Consider the following 12,346-nt stretch of genomic DNA (forward strand, 5'->3'; position numbering starts at 1 on the left):
GCGCGTACGGCACCACCCAATGTGGACAAACCGTTGCCCCGCAGGAGGCACGCCGAAGCACCTCTCGCCCATTTGCCAAAAGTGTTGATACAGAACCAATTTGGTACCTGCGCAATGCCTCCCCTCTTAGGAAGTCAAGCGTTATTTCCAACAATATCTAGTATTTTGTTCTCGCATATACCCAACAACTTGTGTCATAGTGTTCTTGCGCACAAGGTGTGGACCGGCTGGGGACATCCCTTCCGGCAGGCACTGGCGTGCACCACCTTTCCAACGGCACAGCAGTGCAGAGTCAGACAGGGCAGCAGCGCAGGGCCAAGCAAACGGGAGAAGACATGAAGATCATCAAGCGCAACGGCTCCGAGGTGCAGTTCGACCTCGAGAAGATCGTGAATGCCATCAACGCCGCAAACGCCGAGGTGACCGCCGACGAGCGCCTCACCGAGCGCGAGGTGCGCTTCGCCGCCCTGAATGTCGAGGACGCCTGCAAGGCCGCAGGCCACACCGTCACCGTCGAGGAGATCCAGGACCTCGTCGAGGACCAGATCATGGCGCTCGATCGCTTCGCCGTCGCCCGCAAGTACATCATCTACCGCTATCTGCAGAACCAGAAGCGCCACAAGAACACGACCGACGACAAGATCCTCTCGCTGATCGAGTCGAACAACGAGGAGGTCAAGCAGGAGAACTCGAACAAGAACCCCACCGTGGTGTCCGTCCAGCGCGACTACATGGCCGGCGAGGTCTCCAAGGACCTGGCCATGCGCGAGCTGCTCCCCGCCGACGTGGTCGAGGCGCACAAGGCCGGCATCATCCACTTCCACGATGCCGACTACTACGCCCAGCACATGCACAACTGCGACCTGGTGAACCTCGAGGACATGCTGCAGAACGGCACCGTCATCTCCGGCACCATGATCGAGAAGCCCCATAGCTTCTCGACGGCGTGCAACATCGCCACGCAGATCATCGCCCAGGTCGCCTCCACCCAGTACGGAGGGCAGTCCATCTCGCTCGCCCATCTCGCGCCCTTCGTCGACGTCTCCCGCAAGAAGATCCGTCGCCAGGTGTACGCGGAGATGGAGGCCATCGGCGCCCGCCCTGGTGCGGACAAGATCGGCCAGCTGGTCGAGAAGCGCCTGCGCGAGGAGGTGGCCCGCGGCGTCCAGACCATCCAGTACCAGGTCGTGACGCTCATGACCACCAACGGCCAGGCGCCGTTCATCACCGTCTTCATGTACCTCAACGAGGCCAAGGACGAGCAGGAGAAGAGCGACCTCGCGCTCTGCATCGAGGAGATGCTCCGTCAGCGCTATCAGGGCGTCAAGAACGAGGAGGGGGTCTGGATCACCCCCGCCTTCCCCAAGCTGATCTACGTGCTCGAGGATGACAACGTTCACGAGGGGGACCCCTACTTCTACCTCACCCGCCTTGCCGCCAAGTGCACCGCCAAGCGCATGGTCCCCGACTACATCTCCGAGAAGAAGATGAGGGAGTACAAGCTCTCGACCGGCGAGGTCGAGGGCGAGGGCGACGTGTACACCTGCATGGGATGCCGCTCGTTCCTAACCCCCGACCGCTCTGAGGGGGGCTACGGCAACGTGGCCAACGCCGGCAACTACGTCCCTGGCAAGCCCAAGTACTACGGCCGCTTCAACCAGGGCGTCGTCACCATCAACCTGCCAGACGTCGCGCTTTCCTCAGGGCAGGACGCAGACAGGTTCTGGCAGATCCTCGACGAGCGTCTCGAGCTCTGCCACAAGGCGCTGCGCTACCGTCACGACCGCCTCTGCGGCACCCTCTCGGACGCCGCGCCCATCCTCTGGCAGTACGGGGCACTGGCACGCCTGAGGAAGGGCGAGACCATCGACAGGCTTCTCTACGGAGGCTACTCGACCATCAGCCTGGGCTACGCCGGCCTCTACGAGTGCGTCAAGTACATGACGGGCAAGAGCCACACCGACGAGGAGGCCAAACCCTTCGCGCTCTCGGTCATGCAGCGCATGAACGACAAGTGCGCCGAGTGGAAGGCCGCCGAGGACATAGACTACTCGCTCTACGGGACCCCGCTCGAGTCCACGACCTACAAGTTCTCCAAGTGCCTGCAGAAGCGCTTCGGCATGGTCAAGGGCATCACGGACCACGGCTACATCACCAACTCCTACCACGTCAACGTCCGTGAGGACATCGACGCCTTCACCAAGCTCCGCTTCGAGTCCGACTTCCAGCGCCTCTCCCCCGGCGGAGCCATCTCCTACGTCGAGGTCCCCAACATGCAGGACAACCTCGAGGCCGTCGTGCGCGTCATGCAGTTCATCTACGACAACATCATGTACGCCGAGCTCAACACCAAGAGCGACTACTGCCAGGTATGCGGCTACGACGGCGAGATCCAGATCGTCGAGGATGACGGCAAGCTGGTCTGGGAGTGCCCCAAGTGCCACAACCACGACCAGTCCAAGATGAACGTCGCCCGCAGGACCTGCGGCTACATTGGCACCCAGTTCTGGAACCAAGGTCGCACGGAGGAGATCAAGGATCGCGTGCTGCACCTCTAACAGCGTGACCGAAGGCTGACAGTGAACTACGCAAGCATCAAATACTGCGACATCGCCAACGGGGTCGGGGTGCGCACCTCCCTCTTCGTCTCGGGCTGTCGGCTACGCTGTCCGGGCTGCTTCAACTCCGGAGCCTGGTCCTTCCATGTGGGGGATCCCTTCACGGTCGAGGTCGAGGACAGGATCCTGGAGTCCCTCTCGCCATCGTACGTGGACGGCCTGTCCGTCCTGGGCGGCGAGCCCACCGAACCCGAGAACGCCACCGTGCTGGCACCCTTCCTCGAGAGGGTGCGCGCGGCGTATCCCGCCAAGGACATCTGGCTGTACTCCGGTCGCACGTGGGAGGAGTTCACGGGGGACGGCGACCATGCCAGCCCTGACATGGATCGCATCCTCGCCACGCTGGACGTCCTGGTGGATGGTCCGTTCGTCCGGGCGGAGTACGACATCGGCCTGCGCTTCCGTGGCTCGCGCAACCAGCGCCTCATCGACGTTCCCCGCTCGCTTGCCACGGGCGAGGTCGTCCTTTGGGAGGATGAGGCGGTCTACGCGACGCACGGCTGGTAGGCGCTGCGGCTGGCGGACCGCGGCGGCTGGCGGACGCCACGGCGAGGGCGGCCCTTGCCGGCGGGCCGCCGGAATCGGTCGTATGTGGCGGGCGGGGTCCGCCACGCCGTCAGCCCGCCGCGCGCGGGACGCGCAGCGTGAACCGGGAGCCGACGCCCTCGCGCGAGAGCAGTTCGATGGACCCGCCGTGGCTGTCGACGATCCACTTGGCGATGGAGAGGCCCAGGCCCGATCCCTGCGTCCCCCGCTCGCGCGCGTTGTCCGCACGGTAGAAGCGCTCGAATACGTGGTCGGCGGCACCAGGCGACATGCCGACGCCCTCGTCGGCCACAGAGACCCAGACGCTGCCTCCGCCCCCGCGGTCGTCTCCGATGCCGTGTGTGTCTGAGCCCACGTCAAACGAGATGGGCGTCCCCGCATCCGAGTACTTGGCCGCATTCTGCACGACGATGCGAACCGCCTGTTTGAGCAGGGCGACATCACCCGTGGTCGCGAAGCGCCCGTCATGCGCCAACCCCTCGTCGAACATGAGTCGGTAGGCATGGCCCGCATCGATCATGGCGGACTCCTCCCAGACCTCGACGGCGATCCGCGCGAGGTTGGCGGGAGCCTTCCTGAGGGAGTTGCGGCCCGAGTCGCCACGTGCGAGGAACAGGAGCTGCTCGACCAGCTCCTGCATGTGCTCGCTCTCGACCTTGAGCGCCGAGATGGACTCATCGAGCACGTCACCATCGGACTTCCCCCAACGGTCCAGCATATTCACGTAGCCCTGGATGACGGCGATGGGGGTGCGCAGCTCGTGGCTTGCGTCGTTCACGAAGCGCATCTGCTGCAGCTTGGCCTCCTGCATCTGCCGCAGCAGCCTGTTGAGGGCCACCTCGATGCTCGCGAGATCCTGGTCGCCCGTGACGACCCGGGGCGACTCGACCGTCGCCCGCTCTATGGCCTGCTCGAGGCTCTCCATCTTGCTGGGATCGATGACGCTTGCGTTGCCCAGCTCCTCGGCCCTCAGCGCCAGGTCGTTCAAGGGGGCCATCGAGCGCCTCACGCGCCGCGTGTCATCCAGGCCACCCAGAAGGGAGAGGGCCTGGGCCACGAGCACCACGACGTAGAGGGGCCAGGCGTCGAGCATGTCGGCACCCAGCGGAAAGCTACGCTCCCCCCCGCTGGGAGACGTAACGACGTACGTGACGCCGCGCAGGTCACCTGGGATGGAGGAGGGGCCGCCCACGCGTACCGTGGTGCCCGGCGCAGGGCGATACCAGTCCACGAAGGAGCCCTCGGGCAGGGCCCGGTTGTAGCCGTGTAGGACCAGGGCAAGGGCCACGGCAAGCAGGACCACGTCGAGGGAGATGAAGCCGACCAGGCGGCGCCACCAGAAGCCCCAGCTGATGGAGCGCGCAATGGACGAGATCCGCCCACGTCCGTGCAGACCGGGCGAATCACGTCTGCGCAGCTCACGTCCACGTGGCTTGCGACCCTGGTGATCGGGCTCCCAATGCGCCTGAGCGAGGGACGCATCAGGATTCGCGGACGACATACCCCACCCCACGGACCGTCGTAAGCAGCTTGATGCCAAAGCGATCGTCGATCTTGGAGCGCAGGTGGGCGATGTGGACGTCGACGTTGTTGGTCTCGCCCACGTACTCGTACCCCAGCGCCTCGCTCGCCAGGCGCGCGCGGGTGAGGACGACCCCCTTGTGCGCCATGAGGGCGTGCAGGACCTCGAATTCCCTGTTGGTGAGGGCCACTGGCTCACCTTGGACGAGGACCTCGTGACGATCTGGGTCGAGCGTGACGCCGCAGGCCGCAAGCGTGGCGGACGACGTCGAAGGCAGCTGGCCCGACTCACGGTGCTTGAGCGTCACGCGGATGCGTGCCAGGAGCTCCTCGATGGCAAAGGGCTTGGTGATGTAGTCGTCCGCCCCGGCGTCGAGGCCCGCCACCTTGTCCATCACGGCATCGCGTGCGGTCAGCAGGATGACCGGGGTGTCCTTCTGACGGCGCAGGCGGCGCAGGACCTCCATGCCGTTGAGCTGCGGCAGCAGCACGTCAAGGAGGACCAGGTCATAGTCGGACGAGAGGGCCGCCTCCACGCCAGAGCGCCCGTCCGCGGCCTTGTCGACCTCGTAGCCCTCGTGACGGAGCTCGAGCTCGACAAAGCGCGCGATCTTCTCTTCGTCCTCTACGACCAGGATCCTAGTCATTGCCGGTAAGGTCCCTCTTGATCGTCTCGGCGGCATCGGCCGCTTTGTCCATCGCGCCGTTGAGGTCCACGGTCACGCTCCTCACCCCCTCGAAACGGTAGCGCAGGCCAAGGAAGAGGCCGATGATGACCAGCCAGATAGTCGCACCCCACAGCAGGATGCCCAAGAGCATGACGAGCACGGGGACGGAGAGGACTTGCCTGCCGTTACGCTCGGCCACGAAGCTGGTTTCTACGCTCTTGCGCAGGAGGTCCTTGATGACCCCCATCGCCGAGTGCACGTGCTCCCAGAAGTCGGTCCGCTTGGCGGATTCCTGGTAGGCCTCCTGGGCTGCGCGCATCTCGTCCGAGACGGGCTGCTGCGCCGTGGAGTTGGTGGAGCAGTGCGCACTCTGGGTCCTCGCCTTGCCGGAGCGCTCCAACCAGATGATCGCATCCAGCACGTCATCGCCGTTGGCGTCGAGCGCCCCCTTAGCGTCCTCATAGCTGACGTCGCACTTCTCGCGGATGAGTTCGACCTTCTCGAGTCTTTCCATGGCCATGGGTCCCTTCGGTGCCGCGGGGCGCCCCTCGCCCCTGTCGCGTCGTATGGTCTCACTCGCAGATTAAGCGCTCCTTGCGCCCGGGTTAAGCCTTGCCGGAGTTTGCATGCACGCTCGTGCCCGAGCCGCCCGCACCCGAGCCGTCCCTACCCGCACCCCCGAGGGGATTCGCCAGGGCCAACTGGTGCAGGCCCCGCAGCGTGAGCGTGGGGTCGACCGCCACCTCGTGGGACACCAGACCTGCAAGCTCCCCCGCATACTCCCCCGTCACGACCACCGGCGCCTCGTAACCCAGGCTGCCGAACACGCGGTCGAGCAGGCCATCGATGCGTGCGACCTCGCCGAGCACCACGCCTGACTGCATGGCCTCGCGCGTCGAGCGGCCGACGACCTCGCGCGGTGGTCGAATCTCGATCATGGGGAGCCGTGCCGCGGCCTGGTCGAGCGCACGCGCGCACAGGGCGAGGCCCGGTGCGATGATGCCCCCGGCAAAGGTGCCGGAACGGTCCACGACCTCCATGTTCATCGTCGTTCCGAAGTCAACGACGATCACGGGCGCGCCGTAGCGCCTTCGGGCGGCAAGCACGTCGGCCAGGCGGTCCGAACCCACCTCGGAGGGGTCGCGGTAGCGCAGTGCGATGCCCGTGCGCACCCCTGGGCCGACCACGAGCGGACGTGGGCCTCCCAGCCGGTCGAGCGCAAGGCGCCACGGTTCCATCAGCACGGGAACCACGCAGGAGAGGACCGCGCGGACGGGCGGGGCGCCCGTCTGGCCACAGAGGCCCGTCAGCACATGGATGGCCTGCAGGTAGGCCTCGTCGGACGTGAGGCGCGCCGGGGTCGTCAGCGTAAGCGTCGAGAGGGGCTCCGCCTCCGCGGCCGCCGAAGCGGCGAAGAGGCCGAACCCCGTCGTGGTGTTGCCCACGTCCACGGCAAGCACCTGCCAGGGCCCATCCCGCACGACCCCGCCTTCCGCAACGGCCATGGACACCATCCTCCCTCGCCCGCGCCTGCGCCTCCGCCTGCCTATACTGTAGCAAGTTCGCCGTGCCCGTCCGACGCGGCGGACGTCCGGTAACCCGACTCCCCACAAGGGGGAGCGGATATACGTTAGGAGCACGCACATGGACAAACCCTCCGGCCACGCCTCGTGGCGTGGTCAGCTCACGTTGCGCGGTGTCGTCATCGGCTGCATTGGCTGCGCCATCATCACCGCCTCCTCCGCCTATACGGCACTGCGCCTGGGAGCCCTCCCCTGGCCCATCGTCTTCGCGGCAGTCGTCTCGCTGTTCTTCCTCAGGCTGCTGGGAAACGCCTCGCTGAGCGAGGCGAACGTCACACATACCATCATGTCCGCGGGGGCCATGGTCGCTGGCGGGCTGGCGTTCACCATCCCCGGCGCCTGGATGCTGGGCTACGTCGACCAGGTTGGCATGGCCCAGATGCTCCTGGTCGCACTTTCGGGCACCCTCATGGGCCTGGTCTGCACGGCGCTCATCCATCGCCACTTCATCGAGGACTCCCAGCTGGAGTTCCCCATGGGCACCTCCGCCGCCGAGACCCTGCGTGCCACCGAGGCCGGCGGCAGGACCGGACGGCAGCTGTTCGCATCCATGGGCGTGGCGGGACTCTACTGCGCGCTGCGCGACGCCCTCGGGGCCATCCCCACCATGCTCTGCGCGCTTCCCATCCCAGGCGTGGGCTTTGGCATCTACAACTCGCCGATGATGCTCTCCGTGGGCTTCTTGGTGGGAAGCACGGCCGTGGCCTTCTGGTTCGCGGGCGGCGTCCTCGCCAACTTCGGCCTCGTCGTGGGAGGCGGCGCACTGGGCCTCTGGGACGCGGCGGGCGCCCAGGGCATCGTCAAGTCCCTGGGCATGGGCCTCATGATGGGCTCGGGGGCGGCAGTCGTCCTCAAGGACATCCTCCCCCAGGCCAGGGCCATCGCATCCGGCCTGAGGTCGGGCGATGAGGGCGCGGCCACGTCGCTGGTGTCGGGCAGGCTGCGCGCGGACGCCGGAATCCTGGGGCTGGCAACGGCCGCCGTCGCGGTCATGGCGTGCCTTGGCCTGGGTCTGGGTCCCCTGCCTTCGATCGCCGTCGTCCTCCTCAGCTTCGTGACCACGATCATGAGCGCGCAGTCCTGCGGGCAGACCGGCATAGACCCCATGGAGATCTTCGGTCTCATCGTCCTTTTGCTGGTGGCCGCCTTCGCGCAGCTTGCCCAGGTCAAGCTGTTCTTCGTGGCCGGCATCGTGGCCGTGGCCTGCGGGCTTGCCGGCGACGTGATGAACGACTTCCGCGCCGGGCACATCCTGGGGACCGACCCGCGCGCACAGTGGCTGGGACAGGCCATAGGCGGCGTGCTGGGCGCCCTCGTCGCGGCGGGCGTGATGGTCGCGCTCGTCACCGCATACGGTCCGGATGCGTTCGGGCCTGGCCGGATGTTCGTCTCGGCCCAGGCGTCCGTCGTGGCCGCCATGGTCGCGGGCATCCCGAGCGTGCCCGCCTTCGTGGCAGGCTTGGCGGCGGGAGTTGCCCTGTACCTTGCGAAGCTTCCGGCCATGATGGTTGGACTGGGTGTCTACCTGCCCTTCTACATGACGCTCACGGCATTTCTTGGATCAGTGGCCAAGCTGGCGTGGGACCGCGTCGCGAGGGCGCGCAGCACGGGCCTGTCAGATGGAGAGCGTACGCGGCGGGAGGCCGACGCCCGGGAAGGTGCCCTGGTGGTGGCCTCAGGCGTCCTGGGCGGCGAATCCATCGTGGGCGTCGTCATCGCGTTCGCGTCGGTCATTGCGAGCCTGATAGGATAGACGAGAGCACGCGAACGAGAGGAGCGCCCGTATGGACGTCACGCAGGCAATCGAGCAGCGCCATTCGGTGCGGCGCTTCACCGACAAGCCCATCGAGGGAGAGGCGCTTGCCGCCCTCGAGGATGCCATCTCCCGGGCAAATGCCGCCTCGGGTCTGCATCTTCAGCTGGTCCGTGACAGTCCCGGGGCGTTTAGGGGCCTCCTGGCGCGCAGAAGGTTCGACAACGTGCAGAACTACGTCGCCTGCATCGGCCCCAAGTCGCCCGACCTGGATGAGCTCTGCGGTTACTTCGGCGAGAAGGTCGTTCTTGCGGCGCAGCAGGCGGGCCTTTCCACCTGCTGGGTTGGCGGGACCTTCGGCAAGCGCAAGGTCAAGGCGGACATCGCCCCGGGAGAGAGGCTCGTGATCGTCATCGCCGTGGGCTATGCCGCCGCCGAGGGATGTCCGCATCGCTCGAAGCCGCTGTCCGAACTCTCGCACACCCACGGCCCCGAGACGCCCGACTGGTTCAGGCGCGGCATGCGTGCGGCGGCCCTTGCGCCCACCGCCATGAACCAGCAGCACTTCCTCTTCACGCTCGGCGCGGACGGCGAGACCGTCACCCGCCGGTCGACGGGCGGCTTCTTCAGCAACGTCGACCTGGGCATCGTGACGCTCCACTTCGAGCTGGCGTCGGGTCACAGCGTCTCGGGGACCGTCCTCGACCGGCGGTGACCGCACGCCCGACCTCGTCGGCGCACTTGCCCCGAGCCTACTCCACGAGGAAGTCGTCGCCCGCAACCGTGAAGTGGCCGCCGCGGTCGACGTGCACGCTGCCCTGGGGCGCGAGGCGCGAGCCCGCCACGTAGGTGCCGTTCGAGGAGCCGAGGTCCCTGATCGTAAGCCCATCGGCATCGGGGCTCACCTCCAGGTGGCGCCTGCTCATGCCGAGGTTGCCGCCAAAATGGAGGTCGCATGTCTCAGACCTCCCGAGCACCGCAGGCTGTCCCGGGACCTGCAGGCGCAGCCCGTCGCGCAGTCGCCTGACAGAGACTGCCGGCGGCGAGGCGATCGCAGGGGCTCCGTTATCGGCCGCAGGAACGGGCCGCATGGCGTCCTGCCGCGTGCCCAGCGAGCCAGAGCCGAGGCTCGACGTGTCGCCCGAGACGGACGGCCGCTCGACCTCATGGGGCACGACTTCGTAGGTCGCCCGGGAGATGCGCCTCGCCATGGGACGGGGAGCCCTCCCCTGGGCGTTTACGCCGAAGAGGTCGAGCGGGTCGAGGGTCGCCCCGTCACGCCCCTGGGCGGCCCGTTGCCCACGGCCAGACTTGGCCGCCTCCGCACAATCATGGCAGCCGCGGCCCAATGGGCTGGAGTCCGACAGTGTGCTGGGGCCCGGCGAGCCTGGGCCTGCCCCAGGCCCAGGCACAGGCGTGCGCTCGTACTCCCCATCGAGGAAGCGGCCGAACTTCTGGGGGGAGAAGACGCTCTGGCGCCGGGCCCAGTCGCCTACCGCGCTCACGTGACGGTGGCTCTCCCCCACGGCCATGCTCACGTGAGCCGACGACCCCAACCACCCGATAAGCTCGAGCGGCGTGGAGTGCTGTGCCTTGACGTAGCCCGAGACGGGGACGAGGACGAAGCGGAGCCTGCCCTCTGGCGTCACGAAGACCCCCTCGGGATCGAACCAGAGCCCGGAGGTGGGGACGTCCTGCGAGACGCACAGCGCCACGACCGAGCAGAGCTGGCGCAGAAGCGACTCGTACTGGGCGGACGAGAGCGGGGCCTTCACGAACTGCGGGAGCTGGACCAGGCCCAGCACATCATAGTTGAGGGTGGCGCCCTTCTCGCACCCCTGGTACCTGAAGGGGAGAAGGCCCTCGCCCGGGCCCTCTGCCAGCCACTCGGAGCGAACGTAGTCAAGGTGCTCCCCGCTGCCAAGCGTCAGGGTCAGCAGCCTGAGTCCACCCTTGAACGACTTCCTGAGCCTCTCCTTCACGTTCCTCCTACACCAACGCCACACGAGTCCCGTTCGCGAGGACTCCGAAGGCGCTCAGCGCTCGTATTGTCTCGTTTGGGTTGAGCAGCTCGCCGGCATCCTCGGCCCCGAGGTCGCAGAGCATGAGGTCCTCCTTGCCGGTCGCCCTCCAGAGTGCCGGCTCCTGTCGCTCCAGGAGGCGCGAGACGAGCGTGGCGGCCTCGGCCACCGTAAGGTCCAGCGGAACCCTGAAGGTATATGCCGCGTGCGTGGGCGCCAGCACCACCTGGAGCTCGATCTTCTCCTTCATGCCTCTCCCCTCCCCGCGCCCCCATGTAGACCCGACGTACGGCGGGCATGAGCACGTCATGGCGAGCAGAACCCGTCGCGGACCGCATGGGGCAGACCAGCCCATGCGGCCCGAAACGGCCCGCATGGACCGAGCGCGGCCCGAATGGCTTGAAACGACCCGCATGGCCTGGACGAGCACGGCCCATAGACCTGAACATACTCTTGAATATACTCTGGGGTACGGCCGTGATGCCCCTGGGACGCAGTTGCGACCGTCATTTTACCTTGCAAGGCCCCAACGAGTGGTGTGGGACAGGCTTTTGGCCGCCTTAGGCAAGGAGGGGCTGGTCATCGTGAGTGCCGCGCAAGGCGAAGGGCACCACTCGAGGCGAACTCACAATAACTCGCTTGTCGTCCATTTTTGGGCAGCCCTTGGATGGGAGGGGAACTGTTGTGAGCCTCTTGGAGCGGCAGCTCACAGATATTCCCCTCCCGTCCATCTTTTAGGTGCATCGGGGATACGAGACGAACTATTGTGAGTCTTGCTTGATAGGTCACTCACAATAGTTCTCCTGCTGTCCTTGAGGCCTCGGAAAATGGATGTGTGACGAGTTATTGTGATCTGACCCCCGGCACCGCTCACAAAACTTGCTGTCCCGTCCAGTCATATTCTGCAAGACAGTCTCGACGCCAAATATATACTAGTGGTATATACTGCCGGTATGTAAGGTATTGCCAGCGTGTGCGCGCCAGCTCGGCATGAGTGCACCAGTCCGTGGACGGGGGACGAATGGACCGAACGGAAACCCAGGCAAAGATCCTGGAGGTCGGGAAGCGGGAGTTTCTCGAAAAGGGCTTCAAGGATGCCTCCCTGAACAGGATCGTCGCCGAGGCCGGCTTCACGAAGGGCGCGTTCTATGGCTACTACCCGGACAAGGCGGCCCTCTTCGAGGACATCGTCGGGGAGGCGGCAGACGGGCTCGTGAGCCAGTTCAAGGCCGCACAGGACGCCCACTTCGACCTGATCCCGGATGACAAGACGAGGGACAGCCTTGCCTTGTCCACGCACTACCTCCGCTCCTTCGTGGAGTACCTGTACGCCCACTTCGACGAGTTCAGGCTGATCCTGTGCTGCTCGGAAGGCACGAAATACGCCTCCTTCATCCATGACCTCGTCGAGCTGGAGGTGGAGAGGTCGGAGGAGTACTACGGCATCCTCCGCGAGAGGGGAAAGCTGAGCGGCAGGATGTCCAGGCAGCTGCACCACATGATCACGAGCGCCTATTTCACTGCCGTGTGCGAGACCATCGTCCATGCCATGCCGAAGGACGAGGCCATGCAGTATGTCGAGGAGCTCGCGAGGTTCTTCAGCTCGGGTTGGGAGGGGCTCCTTCGACTGGAGTAG

Annotated in this window: 11 protein-coding genes; 5 read left to right on the forward strand and 6 right to left on the reverse strand. The window is 66.1% G+C overall.

Annotation, left to right across the window (positions count from 1 at the left end):
- The first annotated feature begins 335 nt into the window (after window positions 1-335).
- Together nrdD and nrdG are read left to right on the forward strand one after the other, a co-directional pair.
- Entirely contained in the window at window positions 336-2,558 is a 2,223-nt protein-coding gene (gene nrdD / locus OLSU_RS07485; RefSeq protein ID WP_013252350.1) for an anaerobic ribonucleoside-triphosphate reductase, read from the forward strand.
- Window positions 2,559-2,579: 21 nt separating this feature from the next.
- The gene (gene nrdG, locus OLSU_RS07490) at window positions 2,580-3,125 is read left to right on the forward strand and encodes an anaerobic ribonucleoside-triphosphate reductase activating protein (protein ID WP_013252351.1); all 546 of its coding nucleotides are present in this window, start codon (window positions 2,580-2,582) and stop codon (window positions 3,123-3,125) included.
- 109 nt (window positions 3,126-3,234) lie between these two features.
- Here the strand turns inward: nrdG and OLSU_RS07495 are convergent, their stop codons facing one another.
- The 4 genes from OLSU_RS07495 to OLSU_RS07510 all read right to left on the reverse strand — a co-directional run bounded on the left by OLSU_RS07495 (window position 3,235) and on the right by OLSU_RS07510 (window position 6,858).
- Entirely contained in the window at window positions 3,235-4,665 is a 1,431-nt protein-coding gene (locus OLSU_RS07495) for a sensor histidine kinase (RefSeq protein WP_013252352.1), read from the reverse strand.
- Window positions 4,646-5,332 (reverse strand): response regulator transcription factor, encoded by a 687-nt coding sequence (locus tag OLSU_RS07500; RefSeq protein WP_013252353.1) that lies wholly within the window; start codon window positions 5,330-5,332, stop codon window positions 4,646-4,648. Before OLSU_RS07500 ends, OLSU_RS07495 begins: the two co-directional genes overlap by 20 nt.
- Entirely contained in the window at window positions 5,325-5,867 is a 543-nt protein-coding gene (locus OLSU_RS07505) for a UBA domain-containing protein (RefSeq protein WP_041549521.1), read from the reverse strand. The genes OLSU_RS07500 and OLSU_RS07505 overlap by 8 nt, the downstream gene beginning before the upstream one ends.
- Before the next feature lie 91 nt (window positions 5,868-5,958).
- On the reverse strand, window positions 5,959-6,858 hold the full coding sequence (locus OLSU_RS07510) for a type III pantothenate kinase (protein WP_013252355.1): 900 nt from the start codon (window positions 6,856-6,858) through the stop codon (window positions 5,959-5,961).
- A gap of 139 nt (window positions 6,859-6,997) precedes the next feature.
- On the opposite strand from OLSU_RS07510, the gene OLSU_RS07515 reads away from it, so the two are divergent.
- Window positions 6,998-8,689, forward strand: a complete 1,692-nt coding sequence (locus OLSU_RS07515) for an OPT/YSL family transporter (protein ID WP_013252356.1) — start codon at window positions 6,998-7,000, stop codon at window positions 8,687-8,689.
- Between the two features lie 31 nt (window positions 8,690-8,720).
- Window positions 8,721-9,404: a nitroreductase family protein gene (locus tag OLSU_RS07520; RefSeq protein ID WP_013252357.1), complete on the forward strand. Its 684-nt coding sequence runs from the start codon at window positions 8,721-8,723 to the stop codon at window positions 9,402-9,404.
- 37 nt (window positions 9,405-9,441) lie between these two features.
- Here OLSU_RS07520 and OLSU_RS09170 read toward each other — a convergent pair whose 3' ends face one another.
- A complete protein-coding gene (locus OLSU_RS09170) occupies window positions 9,442-10,671 on the reverse strand; it encodes an FHA domain-containing protein (RefSeq protein WP_013252358.1) in 1,230 nt (409 codons plus the stop codon).
- A 7-nt stretch (window positions 10,672-10,678) separates the two neighbouring features.
- Window positions 10,679-10,960, reverse strand: a complete 282-nt coding sequence (locus OLSU_RS07530) for a hypothetical protein (RefSeq protein ID WP_013252359.1) — start codon at window positions 10,958-10,960, stop codon at window positions 10,679-10,681.
- 771 nt (window positions 10,961-11,731) lie between these two features.
- On the opposite strand from OLSU_RS07530, the gene OLSU_RS07535 reads away from it, so the two are divergent.
- On the forward strand, window positions 11,732-12,346 hold the full coding sequence (locus OLSU_RS07535) for a TetR/AcrR family transcriptional regulator (RefSeq protein WP_013252360.1): 615 nt from the start codon (window positions 11,732-11,734) through the stop codon (window positions 12,344-12,346).

This window comes from Olsenella uli DSM 7084, from assembly GCF_000143845.1.
Taxonomy (GTDB): Bacteria; Actinomycetota; Coriobacteriia; order Coriobacteriales; family Atopobiaceae; genus Olsenella; species Olsenella uli.